Annotated in this window: 27 protein-coding genes; 14 read left to right on the top strand and 13 right to left on the bottom strand. The window is 39.2% G+C overall.

Features of this window, described 5'->3' with window-relative positions:
- Nucleotides 1-96: 96 nt before the first annotated feature.
- From VB691_RS16655 to VB691_RS16635, 5 genes are all read right to left on the bottom strand, one after another.
- Nucleotides 97-342, bottom strand: coding sequence for a type II toxin-antitoxin system HicA family toxin (locus VB691_RS16655; RefSeq protein WP_323292635.1), 246 nt, complete (start codon nucleotides 340-342; stop codon nucleotides 97-99).
- Nucleotides 335-541 carry a type II toxin-antitoxin system HicB family antitoxin gene (locus VB691_RS16650; protein ID WP_323292634.1) on the bottom strand — a complete coding sequence of 69 codons (207 nt, stop codon included), beginning with the start codon at nucleotides 539-541 and terminating at the stop codon, nucleotides 335-337. The genes VB691_RS16655 and VB691_RS16650 overlap by 8 nt, the downstream gene beginning before the upstream one ends.
- Before the next feature lie 46 nt (nucleotides 542-587).
- A complete protein-coding gene (locus VB691_RS16645; RefSeq protein ID WP_323292633.1) occupies nucleotides 588-1,160 on the bottom strand; it encodes a Uma2 family endonuclease in 573 nt (190 codons plus the stop codon).
- 29 nt (nucleotides 1,161-1,189) lie between these two features.
- On the bottom strand, nucleotides 1,190-2,110 hold the full coding sequence (locus VB691_RS16640; RefSeq protein WP_323292632.1) for a PD-(D/E)XK nuclease family protein: 921 nt from the start codon (nucleotides 2,108-2,110) through the stop codon (nucleotides 1,190-1,192).
- A gap of 175 nt (nucleotides 2,111-2,285) precedes the next feature.
- The gene (locus VB691_RS16635; RefSeq protein WP_323292631.1) at nucleotides 2,286-2,849 is read right to left on the bottom strand and encodes a PEP-CTERM sorting domain-containing protein; all 564 of its coding nucleotides are present in this window, start codon (nucleotides 2,847-2,849) and stop codon (nucleotides 2,286-2,288) included.
- A 264-nt stretch (nucleotides 2,850-3,113) separates the two neighbouring features.
- On the opposite strand from VB691_RS16635, the gene VB691_RS16630 reads away from it, so the two are divergent.
- The 6 genes from VB691_RS16630 to VB691_RS16605 all read left to right on the top strand — a co-directional run bounded on the left by VB691_RS16630 (nucleotide 3,114) and on the right by VB691_RS16605 (nucleotide 4,588).
- Nucleotides 3,114-3,320, top strand: coding sequence for a hypothetical protein (locus VB691_RS16630; RefSeq protein ID WP_323292630.1), 207 nt, complete (start codon nucleotides 3,114-3,116; stop codon nucleotides 3,318-3,320).
- A 2-nt stretch (nucleotides 3,321-3,322) separates the two neighbouring features.
- The gene (locus tag VB691_RS16625) at nucleotides 3,323-3,448 is read left to right on the top strand and encodes a hypothetical protein (RefSeq protein ID WP_323292629.1); all 126 of its coding nucleotides are present in this window, start codon (nucleotides 3,323-3,325) and stop codon (nucleotides 3,446-3,448) included.
- A gap of 40 nt (nucleotides 3,449-3,488) precedes the next feature.
- A complete protein-coding gene (locus VB691_RS16620; protein WP_323292628.1) occupies nucleotides 3,489-3,725 on the top strand; it encodes a hypothetical protein in 237 nt (78 codons plus the stop codon).
- The gene (locus VB691_RS16615) at nucleotides 3,722-3,856 is read left to right on the top strand and encodes a hypothetical protein (protein WP_323292627.1); all 135 of its coding nucleotides are present in this window, start codon (nucleotides 3,722-3,724) and stop codon (nucleotides 3,854-3,856) included. The genes VB691_RS16620 and VB691_RS16615 overlap by 4 nt, the downstream gene beginning before the upstream one ends.
- 80 nt (nucleotides 3,857-3,936) lie before the next feature.
- Entirely contained in the window at nucleotides 3,937-4,224 is a 288-nt protein-coding gene (locus VB691_RS16610) for a nucleotidyltransferase family protein (protein WP_323292626.1), read from the top strand.
- On the top strand, nucleotides 4,217-4,588 hold the full coding sequence (locus tag VB691_RS16605; RefSeq protein ID WP_323292625.1) for a DUF86 domain-containing protein: 372 nt from the start codon (nucleotides 4,217-4,219) through the stop codon (nucleotides 4,586-4,588). Before VB691_RS16610 ends, VB691_RS16605 begins: the two co-directional genes overlap by 8 nt.
- 160 nt (nucleotides 4,589-4,748) lie before the next feature.
- Here the strand turns inward: VB691_RS16605 and VB691_RS16600 are convergent, their stop codons facing one another.
- Nucleotides 4,749-6,041: a Glu/Leu/Phe/Val dehydrogenase gene (locus VB691_RS16600; RefSeq protein WP_323292624.1), complete on the bottom strand. Its 1,293-nt coding sequence runs from the start codon at nucleotides 6,039-6,041 to the stop codon at nucleotides 4,749-4,751.
- 656 nt (nucleotides 6,042-6,697) lie between these two features.
- On the opposite strand from VB691_RS16600, the gene VB691_RS16595 reads away from it, so the two are divergent.
- The 3 genes from VB691_RS16595 to VB691_RS16585 all read left to right on the top strand — a co-directional run bounded on the left by VB691_RS16595 (nucleotide 6,698) and on the right by VB691_RS16585 (nucleotide 8,312).
- Nucleotides 6,698-7,174 (top strand): CRR6 family NdhI maturation factor, encoded by a 477-nt coding sequence (locus VB691_RS16595; RefSeq protein ID WP_323292623.1) that lies wholly within the window; start codon nucleotides 6,698-6,700, stop codon nucleotides 7,172-7,174.
- 80 nt (nucleotides 7,175-7,254) lie between these two features.
- The gene (locus tag VB691_RS16590) at nucleotides 7,255-7,827 is read left to right on the top strand and encodes a Uma2 family endonuclease (protein WP_323292622.1); all 573 of its coding nucleotides are present in this window, start codon (nucleotides 7,255-7,257) and stop codon (nucleotides 7,825-7,827) included.
- Between the two features lie 11 nt (nucleotides 7,828-7,838).
- Nucleotides 7,839-8,312 (top strand): hypothetical protein, encoded by a 474-nt coding sequence (locus tag VB691_RS16585; RefSeq protein WP_323292621.1) that lies wholly within the window; start codon nucleotides 7,839-7,841, stop codon nucleotides 8,310-8,312.
- A gap of 270 nt (nucleotides 8,313-8,582) precedes the next feature.
- Here VB691_RS16585 and VB691_RS16580 read toward each other — a convergent pair whose 3' ends face one another.
- Nucleotides 8,583-9,056, bottom strand: a complete 474-nt coding sequence (locus tag VB691_RS16580) for a hypothetical protein (RefSeq protein WP_323292620.1) — start codon at nucleotides 9,054-9,056, stop codon at nucleotides 8,583-8,585.
- Nucleotides 9,057-9,178: 122 nt separating this feature from the next.
- Between VB691_RS16580 and VB691_RS16575 the strand changes: the two genes are divergently transcribed.
- Complete coding sequence (locus VB691_RS16575) at nucleotides 9,179-9,664, top strand: hypothetical protein (RefSeq protein ID WP_323292619.1); 486 nt, start codon at nucleotides 9,179-9,181, stop codon at nucleotides 9,662-9,664.
- Nucleotides 9,665-9,753: 89 nt separating this feature from the next.
- Here the strand turns inward: VB691_RS16575 and VB691_RS16570 are convergent, their stop codons facing one another.
- The 4 genes from VB691_RS16570 to VB691_RS16555 all read right to left on the bottom strand — a co-directional run bounded on the left by VB691_RS16570 (nucleotide 9,754) and on the right by VB691_RS16555 (nucleotide 13,053).
- A complete protein-coding gene (locus VB691_RS16570) occupies nucleotides 9,754-10,362 on the bottom strand; it encodes an ATP-dependent Clp protease proteolytic subunit (protein ID WP_323292618.1) in 609 nt (202 codons plus the stop codon).
- 32 nt (nucleotides 10,363-10,394) lie between these two features.
- A complete protein-coding gene (locus VB691_RS16565) occupies nucleotides 10,395-11,075 on the bottom strand; it encodes an ATP-dependent Clp protease proteolytic subunit (protein ID WP_323292617.1) in 681 nt (226 codons plus the stop codon).
- Between the two features lie 657 nt (nucleotides 11,076-11,732).
- Nucleotides 11,733-11,960, bottom strand: a complete 228-nt coding sequence (locus VB691_RS16560) for an antitoxin family protein (RefSeq protein ID WP_323292616.1) — start codon at nucleotides 11,958-11,960, stop codon at nucleotides 11,733-11,735.
- Nucleotides 11,961-12,183: 223 nt separating this feature from the next.
- On the bottom strand, nucleotides 12,184-13,053 hold the full coding sequence (locus VB691_RS16555) for an alpha/beta hydrolase (protein WP_323292655.1): 870 nt from the start codon (nucleotides 13,051-13,053) through the stop codon (nucleotides 12,184-12,186).
- Between the two features lie 190 nt (nucleotides 13,054-13,243).
- Here VB691_RS16555 and VB691_RS16550 point away from each other — a divergent pair, with 190 nt between their 5' ends.
- The 4 genes from VB691_RS16550 (at nucleotide 13,244) to VB691_RS16535 (ending at nucleotide 19,833) form a co-directional block, all read left to right on the top strand.
- Nucleotides 13,244-13,711: a CYTH domain-containing protein gene (locus VB691_RS16550; RefSeq protein WP_323292615.1), complete on the top strand. Its 468-nt coding sequence runs from the start codon at nucleotides 13,244-13,246 to the stop codon at nucleotides 13,709-13,711.
- A 131-nt stretch (nucleotides 13,712-13,842) separates the two neighbouring features.
- Entirely contained in the window at nucleotides 13,843-15,210 is a 1,368-nt protein-coding gene (locus VB691_RS16545; protein ID WP_323292614.1) for a hypothetical protein, read from the top strand.
- Nucleotides 15,211-15,317: 107 nt separating this feature from the next.
- Nucleotides 15,318-16,262, top strand: a complete 945-nt coding sequence (gene era, locus VB691_RS16540) for a GTPase Era (RefSeq protein WP_323292613.1) — start codon at nucleotides 15,318-15,320, stop codon at nucleotides 16,260-16,262.
- 265 nt (nucleotides 16,263-16,527) lie between these two features.
- A complete protein-coding gene (locus VB691_RS16535) occupies nucleotides 16,528-19,833 on the top strand; it encodes a hybrid sensor histidine kinase/response regulator (RefSeq protein WP_323292612.1) in 3,306 nt (1,101 codons plus the stop codon).
- Nucleotides 19,834-19,897: 64 nt separating this feature from the next.
- Here VB691_RS16535 and VB691_RS16530 read toward each other — a convergent pair whose 3' ends face one another.
- Both VB691_RS16530 and VB691_RS16525 read right to left on the bottom strand, forming a co-directional pair.
- Nucleotides 19,898-22,402, bottom strand: a complete 2,505-nt coding sequence (locus VB691_RS16530) for a DUF3769 domain-containing protein (RefSeq protein ID WP_323292611.1) — start codon at nucleotides 22,400-22,402, stop codon at nucleotides 19,898-19,900.
- Nucleotides 22,403-22,534: 132 nt separating this feature from the next.
- Entirely contained in the window at nucleotides 22,535-22,651 is a 117-nt protein-coding gene (locus tag VB691_RS16525) for a photosystem II reaction center protein I (RefSeq protein WP_323292610.1), read from the bottom strand.
- Nucleotides 22,652-22,845 lie beyond the last annotated feature (194 nt).

The following is a 22,845-nucleotide window of genomic DNA, read 5'->3' as shown; positions in this document are numbered from 1 at the left end:
AGATTGATTAAAATCAGTTGATTGATTCCCATAAATATTAAGTAGAATTAGAGAATTAACATTACTCTACAGAGGGTTTATCCTTTCTCAAGTTGATCACAAATTGGCTAAAAATACCTCAATAGTGATTCCCGCTTGATTTAATATGTTTTTTAACGTTCCCACTGCAAGGGTTTTTCTTTGCATCGGAATAACGCAACCCACCTCAATAATCTCCCCATCTTCTGTTTTTAGTTCTTTTTTAAGAATTAAATGGCTTCCCTTCTGACGAATTGGAATAAATCCCAATTTTTCTAAAGTTTTGACCGTTTTCTGACTACTCACTCTAGGCAGTTTAGGCACTTAACACCTCAAAGGTAGTCAATAAACGAGGAGAAGTATGGGGAATAGGGAATTCTTCTAAATAAAGTTCTGTTGCTTCTCTAAGATTCGCTAATGCTTCTTCTATCGTGTCTCCTTGACTTGCTGTTCCCACCTCTGGACATTCAGCAACATAGACATCTTCTTCCCAATAGACAATCGCAGTAAATGTTTTAGTCATCGCTGATCAATTAGGATAAAAATAAGGCTCTAATCATATTAATGTTTTACTCAAAACAATCCAGAGATAGATTAAAGCAGGGTAAGACATCTTCTCCGCTTAAATTAGCAGGTAGTTCAATAATTTCTACTGGTTGATTGAGGCGATAAATTTCGACTTGTTGTTGTTGGGGATTAATTAGCCAACCTAATTGTAAGCCACTGTTGAGATATTCCTGCATTTTTGCTTGAATTTCTGTCAGGGAATCAGTACGAGAGCGCAGTTCAATCACGAAATCGGGACAAATAGGCGGAAATTTCTCCTGTTCTTCTCGACTGAGTGCCTCCCAACGGGCTAAACTCACCCAAGCGGCATCAGGAGAGCGATCGCCCCCATTCGGTAAACGAAAAATAGTTGATGAACTAAAGACTTTGCCTAGTCCAGTTTGACGATTCCAGATCCCTAAGTCAATGATAAAATCTGCTTCTCGGTTGCCGCTAACTCCCCCAACTGGTGGCATAACAATTAATTCTCCTTGAGCATTTCGTTCGAGTTGCCAATCTGGGTTAACTTGACAGAGGCGGTAAAACTGCTCATGGCTGAGGTTGACGGTATCTAATTTTAAAATTATGGCTGTCATGGCTCTATTTTGCCTTGTGAAAATACCATTTACTGTTCCCTGTTAACAGATACATCATCAGCATAACTATAAACTTCAATCCCTAAACTTTCTGCAACGGGTAAAGCTCTGGGATCAATCATCGGTGAAATCACAATTTTACGGTTCACACTGCGCTGATATTTTTGCTGATAAAATTCTACTTTACGGCTAAATGTATAAATATCTGATTTACTCATGGAAGATTTAATTTCACAAACAATCACTAACCCATTTTTAATAATGACATCAATTTCCACTTGATCAGGTCGTCCAAAAACTATCCCATCAGGGTCATAATCATTAATATTAACAACTTCTACCCCGAAAGAGTCTTCTAAAATACCTGCTAACGCATTGCGAAAACTCGCTTCAGAAAAGAGTCCCCAACGAGACCCCAAAGCTCCGATGGTGCTATCATATTTACGATTCATCTGTTTAATTTCTGCTAAGGTTTCTTGATTTTGTTGATATTGTTGATCCAATTTATGGTTATTTTCTTCCCATTTACGGGCTTGTTCTTCTCTATCTCGCTCTAATCCGTCTAAAGCTTGATTCCATTTATGGTTGTTTTCTTCCCATTTACGGTTATTTTCATCCCATTTACGGTTATTTTCATCCCATTTACGGGCTTGTTCTTCCCTATCTCGCTCTAATCGGTCTAAAACTTGATCCCATTTATGGTTATTTTCATCCCATTTATGGTTATTTTCATCCCATTTACGGGCTTGTTCTTCCCTATCTCGCTCTAATTCGTCTAAAACCCGATCCACTCGTTGTTTAAATTCCTCGAATTTCTGATCAGTCTCTTGTTTGGGTGAATAATAGTCTGAAACGGTTCGCAAGATAAAATCCCGAATACTCGCATCTTCGGCCAGAATACTCGGTAATTGCTCTCTGATTAAGATTTTAATATCAGCAGAATTTGTCATCTTGACTTAACTAGAGCCTGTCTAATTCCCATTATAGTCTTAGGAGTTGGAAGAAAGTGAACTACTGGTGCAGTTACTTTAACTTTAAGATCGATAATTAATGAAAACCCATCCCAAAAATACCAAAAGGAAGGGATTAACCTTCCTCACACTTTAAAATTTAGCAAATAAGGTTTTATACTTTGCTCTTGCGAGATAATACACCTAATGAACCAAAGGCTAATAATCCTAAGATAGTACCGGGTTCGGGAACAGGTGCAGGATTAAGAGGATTAGTAGTAAGACTTCCTCCGGTAATAAATCGAATTGGGTTACAGTTGAAACACTCTAAGTTACTACCAGGCAAGTTCAATTGCAATGAGAAAGTTCCTCCAGCATTGGTTAAAGGGGAAGCAGTTCCTAAACGTAGCTGCCGCACCCCGGAGTCGTTTGGGTCCAAATCAGAAGAATTGGCAAATGCTACCCGGAAGGTAGGGTCTAAAAATGCAAACGTATCATAGGTATAAGTAGGAAATGTTCCCGTATCACCACCTTGAACTTGAATATTTACTGCTCCGAAGGTATTGGTGTCAGCATCGTATTGAAAAGAACCCGTTGCTGTTCCTCCATCTTCAAATTGTACATTTTGCAGATTCCATGTTAGGCTTACTGCGCTTGCAGGAGAAGCGAGAGATCCTAAAGCTGCAACAGCGAGGGTGGCAAGGGTGCTACCGATTCCAGTTTTGAGTAATGTGTTCATAATGACGAAAAAGCTCCTCAAAAGAGAGAAAAATAAAGATATCCAAGTATATTTCCCCCCCCCATTTTGTCAAGGGGCTATTTCCGTCTTTTTTGACTGTTTTTAGGAATATTATGGGTTTATCTGAGGGTTTACAATGCTTAACTTAATTTTAAAATAGTTAATATAAGTTTAGATTATTTAATGATTTAGACATTAGCTAAAATCAGTTGATTAATTCTTATCAAGATTAACTACAATCAGAGAAGGTGCTATCGAACTTTTATGACCATCACAGAATTATTTCCCACATTAAGAAGTCTATCCCGTGTCGATAAATTAAAAGTGATGCAGTTTCTCATTACAGAACTTGCAGAGGAAGAAAAACCTATGCTCGAACAAGGGAAAACCTATTCTATTGATTCACCCCTAAACTCTCATCAAGCGGCTCACCAACTTGCTCAACTGCTTGAGTCGGAGCAATTAGACTAAAAATGCGCGATTCTGAACGGTTTAATTTTACAGAAAAAGTTGATCGCTTTGGTGTACCTGATGCGGTTCCTCAACTTCCTTTGTCCTTGAAGTATCGAGGAAAAGAAGTATTATTGAGGATAGAATAATCTAAGACCTTAAGGGTTGCTCTGTTTAAAGGAGTTTTTTATGCACGAACAAATCTTACTCGAAAAATGGCAAACCCTAGATTCTGATGACCAAGAAAAAGTCATTGCTTTTATTAATACTTTACAACAAAAAAAATCAGATTATCAACCTAAAACTGAATTGGGAAAGAAACTTTGGGAACTGAGACAAAAGATTGTTGTTGACCCTAATATTAAATTACTTGATTGGGATGAAATTGAAGCCGAACTAGACGAAATAAGAGGTAGGAATCAATGATAAAAACCTATCTAGATTCTGGTGTATTAATTGCTGCTACGAGGGGTACTGATATCGCCTCATCAAAAGCCATATTGATTTTAGAAAATCCCAAACTGTTTACAAGGATTAACCCTCTTAAGTTACAATAAAGGCAAACTTTCCCATTCGATATCATGATCGCGGATCTCTATCGTGGGATAGATTAAAGATTGATTTTATGGGTGTAAAAATGATCAAAAGTGAGATATTGGTACAATTACAAAGTGTTAAGTCTGAATTAGCTGAACGGTACGCAATTACTCAGATCGGTATCTTTGGTTCAGTCGCAAGAAATGAAGATCATCAAACCAGTGATATTGATGTGGTCGTTCAGATGTCACCTGATCTGCTCAAAAGAGTTAGACTTAAAGCTGAACTAGAGAAGTTATTCGGGAGAGAAGTGGACGTAATTCGATATCGAGATTCCATGAATCCTTATCTAAAAGCACGAATTGATCGGGATGTCATTTATGTATGATCGATCTCTCCTATTTGAGCTACTGTTAGAAATAGAAGAAGCAATCCGTCGAATTGAGAGAAGGTTTACAGCTATCCAGAAGGCGGATGATTTTATTGTTAATGATGATGGTCTTGATCGATTAGATGGCATTAGTATGATGCTGATTGCGATCAGCGAAAATATCAGAAGACTTGATCGAATGATAGGTGATGTTTTGAATAATCGTTATCCTGAAGTTCCTTGGTCAGAAGTAAAGGGAATTAGAAATATTTTAGCTCATGATTACTTTAATATTGATCCAGAGGAAGTTTACCAGATTTGTGCCAATGATCTCCCTATTTTGAAACAGGTACTCGCAAAAATACGTTACGATTTCTTTTAATCACAATTAATTAACAACTGTAATTAATACAACTTTATTTGGTGTTAGTTTGCTACCATAAAGTAGTCATAAAAGAGAAAAAATTAAGGTAATTAAAACTTGACATACTCCCCCGTTAAACTCCGTTTTAACGGGGGATTCTTTCCACATTGCAAGAACCTTAATGTCCTAACCCATTAACATAATAATCCCTGGTTCCTTTCGCATCTAAAGCTTCTCCTAAACGGTTTAACGCATGAATATAGGCCGCTGTCCGCATAGAAACATCAAATTCTTGGGCAATTGACCAAACTTTTTCTGCTTCCGTCACCATTTTCTCTTTCATTCTTTCATGCACTTCCGTCTTTGTCCAATATAAACCACTGCGGTTTTGTACCCATTCAAAATAACTGACTGTTACCCCTCCAGCATTGACTAAAATATCAGGAAATACATAAATTCCTTTTTTATTTAAAATGTCGTCTGCTGCTGACGTAATAGGGCCATTTGCCACTTCAAAAATGTATTTTGCCTTGATATCATTGGCATTTTGGTCAGTGATTTGATTTTCTAAAGCTGCGGGAATTAAAACATCGACATCTAGGGTTAATAATTCCTCATTGGTAATGCTTTGATGTTCACCAATATTACACACCGTATCTTCACAATAAATGGCCGCAATACCTCGATGTTCTTTTTTGTACTGACGAATACTCAAAATATCGAGTCCTTTTTCGGCATAAATTCCTCCCTTAGAGTCACTGACAGCTACAATTTTATAGCCAACTTTTGCCAATAACTCTGCAATGACTGCTCCCGCTTTACCAAACCCTTGAACTGCTACTGTCGTCTTTTCAGGAATCAAGTCAAACTTAGGAAGAATGGACTGCATCACACAAAAAGCTCCCGCTCCTGTGGCTGTATCTCGTCCTTGACTACCGCCCATTGTTTCGGGTTTTCCTGTTACTACCCCAGGACTAATTTTGCGTTGGATAATACTATATTGATCCATCATCCAACCCATGATCATCGCATTAGTATAGACATCAGGCGCAAGGATATCAATATCAGGGCCAATAAAGTCCGCGATCGCTTCAATATAACCCCGACTTAATCGTTCTAATTCTTGTTTAGATAATTCCTTGGGATTCAGAGTAATACCGCCTTTTGCCCCACCAAAGGGTAAGTTTAATAAGGCACATTTAAAGGTCATCCAAAATGCTAAAGATTGCACCTCATCCATGGTCACATTAGGGTGATAACGTACCCCACCTTTGCCTGGGCCTCTGGTATCATCATAGCGGACTCGATACCCTTGAAAAATGCGTAAAGAGCCGTCATCCATTCGCACGGGAATAGAAACACTTAAGCTAGTTTTGGGGTGTTTTAATCTTTCACTAGCATCCTCAGAAATGGATACATATTTTAAGGCTTGTTCTAATCGGGTACTGGCATCAGCTAATAGTCCATCCATAATATTTTCATTCCTTTTTTAGAGGGTAATTGTTAAACCAATTCTAGAGGTGATCACTTCAGTTAATTCTGATCACTTTACTTAATAACATTCCCCAATAAGCTCTCAAGATCAATTTATGACGAGAATCTGGTTCAAGGGAGAATTCTCGCCTAAACCTATCTGATAACAATCCGTTGATAGATTGGGAATTGCTTTCTTGTCTCTTCCTTCAATCTTAATCTATTTTTGATTCAGTTGTTAACCCCTGCTTATTATTTGTTTAATATTCAACTTGGTTATGGGGATCAGGGGAATTGTTGATACTATTGCCATTTCATGAGGATAAATATAAGTGAGTTTTTTCTTTATAACCAATTTTTAAGACTAAAGGCAGGACAATTATAACATTTTTTGTCACCAAAAACTAAGGAATTAATAAAAGAAAATATTGAAGGATAACTGAACATCTACAACAGACTGAAGCCTGATAATATACAAACTAAGCCTCCGAAGGGAGGCTAGATGAACCCGCGTAGGCCGGTTTCGTCTATATAGCTTAACCCTTAAGGGTTTGGGGCGATAATTTCTCATAGTTGTACATAGTAGGTTTGGTAGAGTCCTTAATTCCCTGATTTCTGAGATAATAGGACAAATGCTGTTAGGTTAAAGATTCCATGACTCAAACGATCGCCATTCAACTCGATCATCTGACTCGTTTAGATGTTACCCCTGTCACTTCTATCGTGGAGCCATTGTTAACCAAAGGGGCGATCGCTACTCAGGAACAAACCCTAAGCTTTGAAATTCATTATCCTCGTGATCCGAGCGATCCCAGGGAACTCTCAGAAATTCCTGAAATTCGTCTCTGGTTTGTGCGTCTCGATAGTGTATATCCTTGGCTGCCTTTTCTTTTAGACTGGAAAGGGGGAGAATTAGCCCGATATACAGCAATGTTAGTCCCTCATCAATTTAGCCGTGTTGAAGGCATTCAATACAACCCTGAAGCCTTAGAAATCTTTGTTATGCACAAATTATTTATTCTTGCTGACTGGCTAAAACAACAAGAAATTCCGGCTCAATTTCGTTTAAAATCTATGGCTCAATTATTTGGCTATGATATCGATGATACGTTTTTTAATATGATTCAATAGGATCTTAAGCAAAAATCTTTCTATACCGTGAGAAATGTTATGATTTTAGTAGATTCATCTGGCTAAAAACTCAGTTGAAAATGATTACAGTTTCTCGCAAACAATTTACCCTCGAAGAATATAACCGTCTTACTGAATTAGGATTTTTTGAATCAGGGGAACGGGTAGAATTAATTCGGGGAGACATCATTACAATGGCAGCGAAAAGAACTTTTCATTCAGTCTGCAATTCTTTATTGTTAGAAGAATTATATATTTTATTGCGAGGAAAGGCGAATATAAGAGGACAAGAACCGATTATTATTCACCCTAATAGTCAACCGGAACCCGATGTTGTAATTGCTCGTAAAAAGGAGGATAATTATTTATCATCCCATCCTCAAGTAGAAGATATTTTACTCATTATTGAAATTGCTGACTCTACCTTAAGATTTGATAGAGAAGTTAAGTTATCTCTTTATGCTGAAGCAGGAATTAATGATTTTTGGCTATTTAATCTGATAGATAATCAGTTAGAAACCTACAATCAGCCTTATCAAGCATCAAATAGAAAATATAACTATCGATCTCAACAAATTTATCTTCCTAATGATATCATTAGCATACCTCATTTTTCTGATATTGTTCTGGCGTTAGAAAAATTCTTTTTTTGATTGGAGAAAATATGAGTAAAAAAAATAATTTTCGTAAAACATGGCGTACCCTAACCGAATTAGGTCAAGAATTTAGCCTTTCTGCAATTAAGTTTGGGAACTTGTTAAAACAGCACAATCTTCGAGAGAAAGATGGTGAACCAACACAATTAGCAAAAGATGGCAATTTTTGTGATAAAATTGTTCCCAAAGAAGGCAAACCTTATTATCTCTGGCATCACGAAAAGACAGTTAATTATTTAGTGCAGCTTGGTGTTGAGAAAAAAGGCATTTCCTCTAAAGATGCTACCCTGAACACTGAAGCAAGAAAACTTGCCAAAGCATATCTTGAGGCGCAAAAATTGGATGGACAAGGTGACAAGCTTGGCTATTTAATGATGGGAGAATTAGTGCCAGACATCAAGAAAATTGGAATTGAACGATTTAATGAAGCCCTTAAATCTGTGGGATATAAAGGGGAAGTTGTTACCTTTGAAGATTGGTAATTATTATCAATGGACAATTGACAATTGACAATTGACAATTGGTTGATTTGGTTTAAAACCTCCTCTTTTAAGGGGATAAATTAAAAAAATTTTTCTTATTTTCAATCCTCTACCTTTTAGGTAGAGGTAATTGTCAATTGTTGAACAAAAAGTACCCCCACAATTCATAATATCGCGGGGGATTTAATTAATACAACCGTGACCAATTTGTTAAGATAAAGAGAGATTCCGATCTTCAATTACCTTATCAATCAGACCATCGAATTAAATTTAATAAGGTTCATTCAGCTTTTTATTTATTTGTTGTAAGCGTTCGTTGATAGTTTCTAACAACTTTATTTTTTCATCAATATTGGTTGAGTTTTTAAATTTATAATCTAGAGAAATACATTCTATTTCAGTAGACTGACATAATTCTTTAAGAGCTAAAAGTTTTGTCTCACGCCTTGAGAAATTAAAGACGGGGATTATTGCTGCTGAAATTGCCGAAATACTTGAGGTTATTGCGATAATTTTGGTATTATTATTAAAAGTTAAAATTAGAGAAGCAAGTGAGCTACCAGAAGCCAATAAGCTAAAAAATAAATGTAATATACCCCACAAATTAGACCGATTATATCTACCTCTTGCTTCTAGTTTTAATAGGTCAAATTTCTTTGTCAAATCTTCGTGTTGTTGTTCTAGATTTTGATTGATTTTATTAATTTGTTCTTGATTGTACTTCGGAAAAAAAGGTAGATTCATAGAAATATTTAAAGATTGATTTTCGCTCTAATAATAAATATTACTAAAAAAAGCTCTTTTTACTTATTCTAGGATATAATAGGGTTAGCATTCTAGTATAAAAAATATACGAGGAATAAGCTATGCTTACTGGTATCCGAGAGTTCGTTGCGAATAAAATAGAAAATCGAGGCCGCTTTCTTAGTTCAAAGGAACTTACTGAGCTTGAAAAGCAATTCAAACAAGACCAGGTTAGATTAGAAGCGGCTCAAGGACTTCATGGTAATATTAATCAGTTGAAGGAAGAAACAGTAGGCATAATTTCTCAAAAATTTCTTGTTCCCTCTGGTTCTAACTCTCAGGAAGATCTAGAATTTGTTCGCAATATTATAAATTGGATGCTGGTAACAATAACTTATGCTATCTTAGCTGAAGACACAAATATTCTAGATGAAAATGTTCTTAATGGACTTCAAGAATCCCTATACGCTCAAAATCATTCCCCTGATTGGTATATAGAAGCTCTTAACTATATCAAAATACATCATGGGTTAAAAGATGAATCCAAAGAACAAGTTAATACTTATATTGATTATTTAATCTCAGCTTTAAATAGTCCCCAAAAATAGGATAGATAATGATTTTGATGAGAACAAAAAGTACCCCCACGATTCATAATATCGCGGGGGATTTAATTAATACAACCGTGACCAATTTGTTAAGATAAAGAGAGATTCCGATCTTCAATTACCTTATCAATCAGACCATATTCTTTTGCTTCTTCAGCAGACATAAAGTAATCCCGATCCGTATCTTTGTCAATCTTTTCCACAGATTGTCCGCATTTATCTGCTAAAATTTGATTGAGTTCACTACGAATACGCAGAATTTCATTGGCTTCAATTTCAATGTCTGTCGCTTGTCGTCGTCCTGTTCCCCCCATAGGTTGGTGAATCATAATCCGCGCATGAGGAAGGGCCAGGCGTTTTCCTGGAGTTCCTGCGGCCAATAAAAATGACCCCATAGAAGCAGCTAAACCAACACAAATGGTGATAACATCCGACTTAATATATTGCATGGTATCGTAAATCGCCATACCAGCCGTTACCGAACCCCCAGGGGAGTTGATATATAAATAAATCGGTTTACCAGGATCTTCAGAATCAAGGTATAACAAAAGAGCGACGATCCGATTGGCAATACCATCGGTGACTTCTTGACCAAGAAAAATAATCCGTTCCTGGCCTAAACGAGTATAGATATCAATCCATCGTTCGTATTGACTACCAGGAAGACGATAAGGAACACTAGGAACACCAATAGGCATGAGTTTAATTCAATATAGGGGTTAAACAGCAATTAACTAACAGCAGTTAGGGGTTTAGGCAGTTCTTTGGTACTTTCTAAGATGCGATCAATTAACCCATATTCTTTCGCTTGTGGAGGGGTTAAATAGAAGGTGCGATCGGTATCTTTAGCAATCTTGTCAACGGGTTGTCCCGTATTTCTTGACAAAATTTCCAACATGGTATGCTTATTTTTCAATACCTCTTTGGCCCGAATTTGAATATCCGTCGCTTGGCCTCGCGCTCCTGAACGGTTTTGATTGAGGACAATGTTAGCATGGGGAAGACTGGCCCGACAACCTTTTGTCCCCGCAGAAAGAATCATTGCGGCCGTTCCCATGGCCTGACCAATACAAATCGTATGAATTGGCGGTTTAACATAATTCATGGTATCACAGATGGCAAAGGCTTCCGTTTCAAAGCCGATCGCATCTCCAGTATACCAAGATGTCCCCGTTGAGTTGATATAGAAGAAAATGGGTTTATCGGGGTCATCAAATTGCAAATACAGCAATTGAGCGACAATTAGTTGAGTCACATCAATACCGACTTGCTGCTTGATTTCGTCAGAGGAAAATAATGGCAAGCCTAGATAAATGATACGCTCTTTCAGTAGCAAAGACTCCAGATCTGGGGGGGGAGTGCGATAGTTAGCGTCTCCGTAATAACCAGATTGAACAGCTTTAATCTCCATTGGCCGGTTGTTTATGGTAAATGAATGGTGAACAATAATTGCTCTGCCTTTGATTTTAACTAATTCTCGTGGCAATTCCCCAAAAAAAAGCTGCTCAATGATCAAATTTGAGATCAAGAGCAGATAATTAGAGACGAAAAATTTTATAATGGCAGTCGTATTTAGTTAGATGGGACACAGGGAACCTTTTGTTCCTTTCTGTGGCGTACTGTATCCGTGACATCCTCCCACGCACGCCACTACGTTTTGTGCGGGGAACCTCCCTAACTCACGATAGGGCATTCCTGGTTATTCTCGCTCATGCGAGGTTTCGCCACTTATCTAAAACTCGTTGGTACAAATGATGATAAACATCTCCCACCGTTGGTTCCCCGACAGAACGACTAATCAGGCGTTTTCGTTTTCCAGAGTCCCTGGATACTTGTCGATTTGTTCAATTTTTTGTCGTATTTCCCAAGCTCGGTCGGTTCCGTCAATTGACTACCTTTCACTCTCATCTTGGATGGGTACACCCCAACTTGGGCTGCGATTTAGGTTTTTTACCTGGCGGCCACATCTATTATGTCACAAAACTGTTGCTTTGGCTATCATCCCTCGATTTTCGTTCCTCAATCGGGGATTTCTCGCCAAAAAGAGGGTTAACTAATGAGTATTGGGTTATTCTGAAATGGTGACACGATGAGCATGGGACATCATTGAGGTTTGACGCATTCGCTGCAAAAGTGCTTCGAGAATTTCTTTGCGGGTTTCCCGATCTACTACTGTCTGAGTATAACCAGAGGCAACTTGTACGGTCAATTCTACTTCTGCATTTTCGGGTAAATAACAAGGATCTTGAGGAATAAATGTACCATTGCAATAAATAGCTTTTACTTTTTTTAACATTAGTCTGACCTTAAAGATAATTGAATTTGTCCGCAGAGTCTTCGCTTTGGGTGATTTCTTGTAATCAGGTTTAAGTGGAAACAGGGGGGAAAATGTGCCATCGCGTTTGCTCATACTTTATTTTTCCCCATCATGCTCTATTGCGCAATAATAGGAGTCACCCTTTTGATGTGATAGATCTCACGGAATAACCCTAGTAGGGGCGAACGGCCGTTCTCCCCTACTACCCGAAAAACGCTTTGATCCCTTGATAAGTATCTTCGGGAGCTTCTTCTGGTAAAAAATGCCCACAATTAATCGCTTTTCCTTGTATATTAATCGCTCTTTTTTGCCAACTTTTTATGACATCATATTTTCTTTCAATTACTCCCTTTTTTCCCCATAAAACTAAAACAGGACATTCAATTTTTTGATTAATATCTGCCTGATCATGTTCTAAATCAATAGTTGCTGCTGCGCGATAATCTTCACAAGTCCCATGAATAGTTTTAGGATCACGAAAACATCTTAAATATTCCTGTATCGCTTCATCAGTAAAAGCAGATTTATCTTTGCCCCAACTCTGTAAACAATGGGTTAAAAAATAGTCAGGATTTTGATTGATTAAGGTTTCAGGAAAAGGAAAAGGTTGAATCAAGAAAAACCAATGATAATAAGCTGTGGCGAATTCTTGATCAGTTTGGGTGTACATTTCATAAGTAGGGGCAATATCTAATAAGACTAATTTTTTGACCTTATTAGGATAATCTAGGGTTAAACGATGGGCCACTCTAGCACCCCGATCATGACCAACTAAATAAAAATCATCATAGCCTAATTGAGTCATTACTTCTACTTGGTCTTGTGCCATAATTCTTTTAGAATAATTATCATAATTTACTATTCCTTGGGGTTTATCACTATCGCCATATCCCCGTAAATCAGGAAGAATAACTGTAAAATTATTGGCTAATTTTGGGGCTATTTTATGCCACATCACATGAGTTTGAGGATAACCATGTAATAATAGAATCGGGTAGCCTTTTCCTCCCTTAATTAGATTAATGTTAACCTCCGAAGTCTTGATCACTAAATTTTGAAAATTCGCAAACATTGTTAAGTTAGTGGCCATAATTAAAGCTATAATAAAAAAGTTAGTAGTGAGGGCTTTAGTCCTTAATTGTTCTAGGTATTGATTTTTTAACACCTACTTATAAGATCAATCAAGAATTAGAGTTGCTCTTAATTTGGTTTATCTTAAGTCTGGCAAAAAGTCAATAACTCATTAATCATACTTAATAATTATGGCAATTGAAATTGAGCGAAAATTCCTCGTTAAAAATGATGATTGGCGTTCTTTAGAATCAGGAAAAGTTTATCGACAGGGTTATATTTTAACGCAGGATAAAGTAACAACTATTCGCATCAGAATTATTGGAGAAGATGCTTATCTTACCATTAAAAGTAAAACGGAAGGAATTAGTAGAAATGAGTTTGAATATCCGATCCCTTTAGAGGATGCTAAAATGATGTTAGATACTCTATGTAGTCGTCCCTTAATTGAAAAGATTAGATATAAAATTACCATTGATAATTTAGTCTGGGAAATTGATGAATTTAAAGGAGAAAATGAAGGATTAATCTTAGCAGAAGTCGAATTAAATGATGAAAATCAAGAGATCTTTTTACCCAGTTGGGTTGGGGAAGAAGTGACCCATGATTTAAGATACTATAATGTTAACCTAGCAAAAAATCCTTATCAAACATGGTAATTTACCATCTGACTATTTTATTATGTGTTGACGATCAAAATAAGCAGTGATCCCTGTCACAGTAACTTAATTAATATTCACACATAATTAACATTAAGCAAAAAATTCATCAAACACAAAATTATTTAGTTATGGCAAATAAATCTGGACAAACCCTAGACAAAAAAGAGATTAATTTATCACCAAAGAAGATAGCTGAACCCATCAACAAAAATCTTAAAGATCGTTATCAAGGACTTATTGAAGAAGAAGACTCAGACACTTTAAATCTTTGGGAATCTAATGACATTATCAAAAAAATAGATGCTGAAAAATCAGAGTTTAACCTTGATAAAACAAGCGTTAATATACCTGATTCAACCCAGAAAATATTCGGACTATTCCCCTCAGCAAATGTAAATCTTAATCACGAATCATCATCTATTGGTACTGTGATATTTTCGCCAATTCCTATTGGTATTTTAACCTTGGTTTCTGGTATTATTTTAGTTCAAAAAAAAGATGTAATTTACAACTTATTATTAGGAAAAAATGGTTTATCAGAGCAGGTAATGGAACGCTTGGGATTAGCAAAACCCAAAGTTTCAGAAACAGCAATTTTTCTCCATAACCGCGCCTTAGTAGATGCCAAAATATGCGCTAAATCTCTCAAAGCTATCGAGCAAGATAAATTTAGTAAACAAGAATTTTTGCTGTTTGCTAAAATCAAATTTTGTGTTCAATATGATCGCCAAGAATACGAAGGATTAAATCAGAGTATTGACCGTTTAAAATCAGCATTAAAAGCCCAAAAAAGCTACGTGATCATGGATCAAATTGAATTAATGTGTCAAGGAATAAAACAAAAAGAATTTTATGATTATGTTTACCAAGAACTTAATAATTATGAAGACAAGGAAGTTTTTCAAAGGAACATAAATCAAAAATTAACAGCAATTATTCACCAGATAAAGACAGATGAAGGTAAACATAATTTACAGGTTTATGCTCAAGAGTTAGACAGTCTATGTCAGAATAGTTTTAGTTTACAACTCTTTTCTTTATTTAGTCAAAAAAAATTAAAACAATTCTCAATTTTACAATCCGTATCAGAGATTATTAGTAACCTAAAAGAACAAGATGTTACAAATTTAAAAGTCTTAACTTGTTTAGTCATGGTTCATTATGATATGTTTGAAGAATTAGGACAAATGATTAATATTACTGGCAAAAAAAGCAGCCCAGATACTTATGCAAGAATCATTCAATATCTGGCGTTAGAAAATAGACATCAACAAGCTTACGATCAATTTGAAAAATTAATTCAAGTCTTGCGTAAATGGAATCCATTTTATCAAGCAGTTAGCAAAATCAGAGAAGAATATTCTCCCGAAAATTATAGACAACCAAAAGATTTTAATCAAGAAATTCCAGGTTTAGAACTTTATCTTAAATATAAAAACTATTTAAGAGATCGACAAACAGGCTATACTTATATAGACTTTGGAGAAGAACAATAAATAATTTACCATGAACCCTCAACAACATAAAGATTTAACAACAGAAAAAATCAGCAGTCCAAAAATTTGTTAAACTGTTAATTATAAACCTTTAACCTTATTTCACAATGACCGATGACATTAATCAATTTGTATTACCTATAATTCCTATAGCACCTGATGGTTTTAAATCAGGGTTTGTGGGAATTATCGGTCGTCCCAACGTCGGAAAATCAACCCTAATGAATCAACTGGTGGGACAAAAAATAGCCATTACTTCCCCCGTTGCTCAAACCACTCGCAACCGTTTACGAGGTATTTTAACCACTGAAAAAAGCCAAATTATTTTTGTTGACACCCCAGGCATTCATAAACCACACCATACCCTAGGGAAAATTATCGTCAAAAATGCTCAAGCTGCGATTAATTCTGTCGATGTTATTCTGTTAGTTGTCGATAGTTCTGTCCCTTCAGGTGGCGGCGATCGCTATATTATAGAACTGTTAGAAAATACCAAAAATCCGGTCATTTTAGGACTAAATAAAAGCGATCAACAATCCTCAGAATATCAACCCTTAGACGAAAGTTATGGCAATCTAATCAAAGAATATAATTGGCCCATTATCAAATTTTCAGCCTTAACAGGAGAGGGCTTAGAAACCTTACAAAATACCCTAATTGAAAAATTAGATCCCGGCCCTTATTATTATCCCCCAGACCTCGTTACTGACCAACCAGAACGGTTTATTATGGGAGAACTAATCAGAGAGCAAATCTTGCAGCTAACGCGACAAGAAGTTCCCCATTCCGTGGCCGTTGTTATTGAACAAGTGGAAGAAACCCCCAATATTACCAGAGTATTTGCAGCCATTAACGTGGAAAGAAGTTCCCAAAAAGGTATTATTATTGGTCAACAAGGAAGTATGCTGAAAGCGATCGGCACAGCAGCCAGAGAACAAATCCAAAAATTGATTGCCGGAGAAGTTTATTTAAAACTCTTTGTCAAAGTAGAACCAAAATGGCGACAGTCAAACCTACGTTTAGCTGAATTTGGTTATCGTCTAGAAAAATAATATTGATAGCACGTTGAAGGAAGTATCTCCATTATTCATGAAGATTTTGGAAAATCCTCAAAAACCTTGCCAAGAGCTTCATCTCGCGATCTAGCTAAAAAACAGTCTGTTTTTTGAGATGTTCTCACAATAAGGGTTTTGGCAGTTGGTGAATAATGCAGGCTAACGGAAACTGAAAAAAGATCAGGGTCATCTATAATTTTTCCGAGAAAACTGGGTACTCTGACTATAAGAGGCTAGATCCCCAACCTGATAGGACGAAGACATGACCAGCCGTTATTCAAACCCAGACACATTCGCCGATCACTCCTTTGATAGCGACATTTCCCAACTCTTAGACGACTTAGGCCAAGAATTAAGTCCATTCAAGTCGAATGGGGATCTCGACGAATTAGCAAGTTTGTTCGATGAGGAAATATCAGGGCCATTGGAAGATGAAAACCCAGGCCGAGTTACCTTATCATCTCTGCCATCAGAAGATGAAATTAATAACCTTTTCAGCCATGATTTTGCTTGGGAAGGGGAGTCTCAAACTTCGGTTCAGGACTCAAAACCAGCAGAAGATGAAATCTCTAACCTCTTAGAAGAAGCAACCCGTCAGTGGGAGGAAGATCGTCAGGAACTCGAAAACACTGATAGTTCATTTTTTAAGGATTTAACCGCCGCTTTCGATGATTTAGGGGAAGATAGCGGCTTAGGAGAACTCAAAGAGCTATTAGGGGGCCAAGATCACGAAGGGGCAAAAGTCACGAATGCTGTCACCCCATCACTGGGACTGATACCCGACTTCTACCCAGCCTTAGAAACCTTAGAATCCTTATTAGATCAACCACTCATTGATCCCGGTGAAGACGGCCTCGACGAAGCTACCGCCGCCGAATTAGTCGCCCTCATTGAAGCCCCCCCCACTTTCCCAGAAAATCACCCCTCATCCCCAACCGTCACTACCCCAGAAATAACTCTGGTTGATGCAGAGGATGAGCTAGAGGTAGATGATGAGTTTAAAGACTTAGAAGCCCTGCTGAAAGAAGCTGATCGAACTATGGGCGGTTCCCCCACCCTGTCCCCCGCCAAAGGACAACGGGCCCCCATGCGATCGCGCACCACCAAAACCAAAGTCTTTGAACAAACAATGCGGGTTCCCGTCAAACAACTGGATATATTCAGTAATTTGATCGGGGAATTGGTCGTTAAACGGAACCGTTTAGAACAAGATCAAGAACGGTTACGACAATTTTTAGATAACCTACTCAACCAGGTACAGAACCTCAGTGATGTCGGTGGGCGGATGCAAGATTTATATGAACGCACCCTCCTCGAAGGCGCATTACTCGCCAGTCGCAATCAAAATCGTGGGGGAATTGGTGGTCATAGTCCAGGGAGCAATGGCAAAAGCCACAGCAGTACGCTGTCAGATCAGGAAGAAGATCAGGGTTTAGATGCCTTAGAAATGGATCGCTTTACTGGTTTCCATTTACTCTCCCAAGAAATGATCGAATTGATCGTCCGAGTGCGAGAGTCTTCCTCAGATATTCAATTTCTCGTCGATGAGACAGAACAGGTGGCCCGCAGTTTACGGCAAGTCACCACCCAGTTACAAGAAGGCATGACCAAATCTCGGATGGTTCCCTTTGCCCAAACCGCCGATCGCTTGCCCCGTGCGATCCGAGAAATCTCCATGAAGTTGCATAAACAGGCAAAATTAGTGGTAGAAGGCCGAGATGTTCTCATTGATAAAATGATTCTCGAACAGCTATATGACCCCATGACTCATTTGGTCAATAATGCTATTACCCACGGTATTGAAGAACCAGCCGAGCGACAACAAAAAGGCAAATCCGCCGAAGGAAAGATTCATTTACGGGCCTTTCTCCAAGGAAACCAAACTGTAATTACCGTGGCTGATGATGGGGGTGGTATTGATGCGGAACGGGTGAAAATGAAGGCTATTGAAAAGGATCTTATCACCCCAGAAGAAGCGGCCATCCTCACAGAAACGGAAATTTATGACCTTCTGTTCCATGCAGGTTTTAGTACCCGCGACAAAGCCGATGATTTTGCGGGGCGTGGGGTCGGGTTAGATGTGGTGCGAACCAGTTTAATCGATATTCGGGGTTCTGTTAGCATTGATTCGGTTCGGGGCAAAGGAACCACCTTCACCATTCGTTTACCCCTGACCTTGAGTATTTGTAAAGCTCTCTGTTGTGTCAGCAACCGCGCTCGCATAGCATTTCCCATGGATGGGGTGGAAGATATGAAAGATTATTTACCCCATGATTTAAACGTCGATGAAACGGGCCAAAAATTCGTTTACTGGAACAATCAACCCCTGTCTGTCTATCCTTTAGGGGATCTCCTTTCCTATAATCGTCAACTCAGTCGCGGTAACGTTTACGCGGGTAAACATGATGATGACACGGTTTCTTTAGTTATTTTACGCGGGGCCGGTAATTTATTGGCGATTCAAGTAGATCAGGTGATTGGGGAGCAAGAAATTGTGATTAAACAAATTGAAGGCCCCATTCCTAAACCCTCTGGTATTGCGGGAGCAACGGTTTTAGGGGATGGATCTATTATGCCTATTGGGGATGTTTTAGAATTGATTGAAATTGCTCAAGGACGGCTCCGCACCGACGGCAATAGTAGTTTGTGGCAGAAAAATTCTAGTGCTTTTGATACCTTTACAGGCGATCGCAGTGAACCGACGGTGTTAATTGTGGATGACTCGATTACGGTTCGTGAACTGCTCTCCTTGAGCTTTAGTAAATCGGGTTATCGGGTGGAACAGGCGCGAGATGGTCAGGAAGCTTGGGAAAAACTGCGCTCTGGGTTGCCCTGTGAACTTGTGTTCTGTGATATTGAAATGCCTCGTATGAATGGCTTAGAACTCTTGTCTCAGATGCAAAAAGACCCTACCCTCTCCAAATTACCCGTGGCCCTGTTAACTTCCCGTGGGGCAGATCGTCACCGCAAAGTAGCGGCCAAACTTGGGGCAACGGCTTATTTTACCAAACCTTGTCCCGACCAAACCCTTTTAGAAGCGGCCCAACGGATGTTAAACGGAGAAATTTTGCTGACTGGTAGTAGTAAAAGACCCAAGGTTAAACCCTTACCTGGAGTTAAACAGCAATCTCAGTCCTCCACCTCCACTTCATCATCTGATAATAGTAATGTGGTGTTAATTATCGATGATTCGGTGATGGTGCGGGAGATGCTATCGATGAGCTTTACTAAAGCGGGGTATCAAATAGAACAGGCCAGGGATGGCCAAGAAGCTTGGGAAAAACTGCGAGGTGGTTTTTCTTGTCAGTTGATTCTCTGTGATATTGAAATGCCTCGTATGACGGGTTTAGAGTTGTTGTCTCGGTTACAAGGAGATCCTAAACTTTCGGCTATTCCTATCGCTATGATTACTTCCCGTGGGGCCCAGAAAATGCAACGTATCGCCGCAGAACGTGGGGCAAAAGGCTATTTTGTCAAGCCCTATATCGAAGAAGTATTACTTGATGCAGCTAAACGATTAATGGCAGGGGAAGTTTTATTAGATATTCATAGTTTAGTGGAAAATTGAAAATTGAATTAAAGCAAAATTGCTGAAGCAATCAAAGCTCCCCTTTCCGCAATACAGTCTTTTTCTATCGAGGAACCCCTTGAATAACAGGACGAATCCCCGTACCATCAAAGGGGCCAGGATTACCACCCCAGTTAAAGTCACTAATTCGTAGACTCAGGGAACCCACTTTTAAAACCGTGTTATAGCGGAGGAGAATGCTATAGGTACGGCGACTGTATTCCAAAAATAAATCAGTGTTGATTTCTTCATCAGTATCAATATTATAGGCACTTTGTACCCCAAAACGGACAGGCCCATATAACTGTTGAGTTAAGCCCCAAGTTAAGGTTTTTAGATCGGCAAAGCGATCGAACAAAAACGGGGAAGGATCGCCACGCAATGCCTGACTAAAACTGAGATTAAACCCAGTGTAATCGAGGAAAGGACGGGAAAAATGACCAATCTGCCCTGATATTCCAATAGTTCCCGATAGGGAAGGTTGAGAGTCCCCATTGCCATAGAGACTGGTGACTCCGGTAACCCCGGTAGAGAGTTGCAAAAAGGGAAGAACGGGGGTTGGGCTGTATTTTAATCCCTCTTCAGGCGTTGGGGGGAGAGCTTCTCCATACCAGAGCAAAAACGGACGATTGAGGGATGCTGCCCCTTGAAAACGCATTAAGGTGACGCGATTATCTTCGGAAAAACTTCCCAATAAACTCGCGCGATCAGTATCTGCATTGACGCTCTGAATCGAGCCTTGATAACTTAATTGTAGTCCTGATGTATCTAAGGGTATTTGGGGAGAAACCACAATTAAACCCGCACTACTGCGGACGGTTTGAAAGCCTAAAGAGCCATTAAACAAACGCTCACGATAATTGTATTCAAATCGCAGATCATGGGGTGTAGCCAAGTCCCCAATACGATGCTGCACAAAGGTTTTCGTTCGCAGACGATCTTCAATATCGCTGAATTCTAGACTCGTTAAAGAAGTGCGAGCAAATAAACTGGTTCGAGCATCAAAGTTCGCGTTAAACTCAGTGGTAAAGCCAAAGGTAGGCGGACTAATGGCATCAATATCATCTTCATTTTCAAGATATAAGTCGGTATTGGGGTCATCGGTGGTTAAACTGTCAGGGAAGACCCCTTTTTGCACATAATATTGGGGCGTAACTTCCCACCGGACTAAATAATTGTCAATAATATTAAAGCCCCGTTCCACAAATAGTCCCCCCCGATCTCGATCATCGTAACCAAAGCCAATGACACCCGGTTGGCGATCGCGTTGATCAATAATCAGTCGATCTTGAGTAGGAAAAGAGTTCGCCTGATCGAGAACAACCCGTGAGTTCGTGAGTTTTACCTCATCAACCAAGGGAGCAATATTGCGATAAGTGGCGGTTTCGGCCCGAATTTCCACTTCAGGAGGAGAAAAAGGATCATTACTTAAACGGGCATTGGTGGCACGCCAACCCTCGGCATCAAATTCCATCCTTTCTGCTTGAAAGCGAATACGGTTAATTTGTCCCCCACTGCCTTGCCCTCCACTGCTACCAATGCCTTGAGGGTTTTGGGACCCAAAGCCTAGCCCAAAAGAATACTTAATCCCTTCAGTGGTGGTAATGCGTTGTAGGGGTTGATTGACGGCGAGTCTTTCATTTAAGGTTTGGTTGGGAATCAGAGCGTTGTCAGCTGCGGTAGGTAAGCTGGGGGCAAAGTCTCGCCCTGTGGTGGGTTGATAGATTTCCCCACTGGCATTAAAAATTACGCCGCTGTCTTGCACAAAATAATATTCAAACCGTTCTCCCCGCAGGGTTTGATCCCCCCGATCTAAGACCACATTACCCTCGGCCACGGCAAATTGATCAGGAAGATTTATCCACAGCCGATCAGCTAATAACACCCCATTGGCAAAGCGCATCACGACGTTGCCTTCTGCATAAACGACTTCTCTTTCTGAGTCATATTCTTGGCGATCGCTAATCAATTCTACGACCCCAACTGTTGTCTCTGAGGCTGCTTCTGGATCGGCTTTTGGCGTTAATTCTGGGAAGATCTCAAATTGCCGCTGACTCAGGGAATCAGGGGGTTTTTTATCTTCTGGGGAGGGGGTTGATAACTGAAATTCTTTAGGGGCTTTTCCTCGTTGTTGAACGACTAAACGACGGGCTTGAGAGAATTGGACGGGCTGTATTTGCCTGATTTGGGGGAGTGGTTGTGAGGATTCTGCTGTCCAGGGAATTAAGATCGGGCTAGGGTTAGAAGTGGGTTGTGAGGTGGAATCTCCCACTGAAATCGGATTGCCTAATAAATTCGCTGTCCCCTCTGCTGAAGGCAGAAGGGATGATCCCGGAGGTGTGGCAATGTCTTGAGGATTAGATAGGTAAAATTCCACCACCTGGGGTGGCGTTTGCTGAAGGGGATCAGGGGCTTGGGTTGGCAACAATGAGCGATCTGTCCCAGATGAGATCTGGGCCATGGTTGGTGAATGCCCTTGAATCAGTGCTTCCAGGGGTTGCCCTTGGGGGTTCGCAACAACAGATTGAATCTGGGCCGGTGGATTAGGTGGTGGAACGAATGGGGGCATCTTTTAGATAAACATCAAGCTCAAGGGTTTAGTGGCTACCTGCAGCGTGACTTAGCAGATGAAGGATGGGGACGAGCCATATCTCGCCCCTATCGTCTTACTCACCTAAGTTAACACAACCTTAATTCGGGCTTACTCGAAGTCCTTCCGGCCAGGGTTACGGGTGGGATCACTCGAAAGAAAGCCAAAGACAAACAGGGAGATGAAGAAGGCGACAACGATATAAACGACAATTTTGAGTGTTAGCATTTTATTGTGGTTCTCCTTTTTAGGTCAGTCCTAAATCATAGGTAAAATGTTCCTTTATGATTCTAACCGCCTTTCTGCCCAAATATAGCAAAAGTCAGTGGTCAGTAGTCAAACTTTTTCTGTATTTGGGTTTGAGACAAATTACTGAGATCTTGCACTATGATCAATGGATAATTGACAATTGACAATTGATA

Origin of the sequence: Crocosphaera sp. XPORK-15E, from assembly GCF_034931425.1 — a bacterium.
Lineage (GTDB): Bacteria > Cyanobacteriota > Cyanobacteriia > Cyanobacteriales > Microcystaceae > UHCC-0190.
Note: the sequence above shows the minus strand (reverse complement) of the source record. Positions and strands in the feature narration are given on the sequence as shown.

What these genes read in the sequence shown, in the direction of transcription:
- VB691_RS16530 (WP_323292611.1), bottom strand. Translation starts at nt 22,402, where the DNA reads ATGCCCCCATTCGTTCCACCACCTAATCCACCGGCCCAGATTCAATCT.
- VB691_RS16650 (WP_323292634.1), bottom strand. Translation starts at nt 541, where the DNA reads ATGACTAAAACATTTACTGCGATTGTCTATTGGGAAGAAGATGTCTAT.
- VB691_RS16550 (WP_323292615.1), top strand. Translation starts at nt 13,244, where the DNA reads ATGGCAATTGAAATTGAGCGAAAATTCCTCGTTAAAAATGATGATTGG.
- era (WP_323292613.1), top strand. Translation starts at nt 15,318, where the DNA reads ATGACCGATGACATTAATCAATTTGTATTACCTATAATTCCTATAGCA.
- VB691_RS16565 (WP_323292617.1), bottom strand. Translation starts at nt 11,075, where the DNA reads ATGGAGATTAAAGCTGTTCAATCTGGTTATTACGGAGACGCTAACTAT.
- VB691_RS16580 (WP_323292620.1), bottom strand. Translation starts at nt 9,056, where the DNA reads ATGAATCTACCTTTTTTTCCGAAGTACAATCAAGAACAAATTAATAAA.
- VB691_RS16535 (WP_323292612.1), top strand. Translation starts at nt 16,528, where the DNA reads ATGACCAGCCGTTATTCAAACCCAGACACATTCGCCGATCACTCCTTT.
- VB691_RS16525 (WP_323292610.1), bottom strand. Translation starts at nt 22,651, where the DNA reads ATGCTAACACTCAAAATTGTCGTTTATATCGTTGTCGCCTTCTTCATC.
- VB691_RS16635 (WP_323292631.1), bottom strand. Translation starts at nt 2,849, where the DNA reads ATGAACACATTACTCAAAACTGGAATCGGTAGCACCCTTGCCACCCTC.
- VB691_RS16620 (WP_323292628.1), top strand. Translation starts at nt 3,489, where the DNA reads ATGCACGAACAAATCTTACTCGAAAAATGGCAAACCCTAGATTCTGAT.
- VB691_RS16570 (WP_323292618.1), bottom strand. Translation starts at nt 10,362, where the DNA reads ATGCCTATTGGTGTTCCTAGTGTTCCTTATCGTCTTCCTGGTAGTCAA.
- VB691_RS16625 (WP_323292629.1), top strand. Translation starts at nt 3,323, where the DNA reads ATGCGCGATTCTGAACGGTTTAATTTTACAGAAAAAGTTGATCGCTTT.
- VB691_RS16630 (WP_323292630.1), top strand. Translation starts at nt 3,114, where the DNA reads ATGACCATCACAGAATTATTTCCCACATTAAGAAGTCTATCCCGTGTC.
- VB691_RS16645 (WP_323292633.1), bottom strand. Translation starts at nt 1,160, where the DNA reads ATGACAGCCATAATTTTAAAATTAGATACCGTCAACCTCAGCCATGAG.
- VB691_RS16640 (WP_323292632.1), bottom strand. Translation starts at nt 2,110, where the DNA reads ATGACAAATTCTGCTGATATTAAAATCTTAATCAGAGAGCAATTACCG.
- VB691_RS16595 (WP_323292623.1), top strand. Translation starts at nt 6,698, where the DNA reads ATGACTCAAACGATCGCCATTCAACTCGATCATCTGACTCGTTTAGAT.
- VB691_RS16555 (WP_323292655.1), bottom strand. Translation starts at nt 13,053, where the DNA reads ATGTTTGCGAATTTTCAAAATTTAGTGATCAAGACTTCGGAGGTTAAC.
- VB691_RS16610 (WP_323292626.1), top strand. Translation starts at nt 3,937, where the DNA reads ATGATCAAAAGTGAGATATTGGTACAATTACAAAGTGTTAAGTCTGAA.
- VB691_RS16605 (WP_323292625.1), top strand. Translation starts at nt 4,217, where the DNA reads ATGTATGATCGATCTCTCCTATTTGAGCTACTGTTAGAAATAGAAGAA.
- VB691_RS16615 (WP_323292627.1), top strand. Translation starts at nt 3,722, where the DNA reads ATGATAAAAACCTATCTAGATTCTGGTGTATTAATTGCTGCTACGAGG.
- VB691_RS16590 (WP_323292622.1), top strand. Translation starts at nt 7,255, where the DNA reads ATGATTACAGTTTCTCGCAAACAATTTACCCTCGAAGAATATAACCGT.
- VB691_RS16585 (WP_323292621.1), top strand. Translation starts at nt 7,839, where the DNA reads ATGAGTAAAAAAAATAATTTTCGTAAAACATGGCGTACCCTAACCGAA.
- VB691_RS16600 (WP_323292624.1), bottom strand. Translation starts at nt 6,041, where the DNA reads ATGGATGGACTATTAGCTGATGCCAGTACCCGATTAGAACAAGCCTTA.
- VB691_RS16575 (WP_323292619.1), top strand. Translation starts at nt 9,179, where the DNA reads ATGCTTACTGGTATCCGAGAGTTCGTTGCGAATAAAATAGAAAATCGA.
- VB691_RS16560 (WP_323292616.1), bottom strand. Translation starts at nt 11,960, where the DNA reads ATGTTAAAAAAAGTAAAAGCTATTTATTGCAATGGTACATTTATTCCT.
- VB691_RS16545 (WP_323292614.1), top strand. Translation starts at nt 13,843, where the DNA reads ATGGCAAATAAATCTGGACAAACCCTAGACAAAAAAGAGATTAATTTA.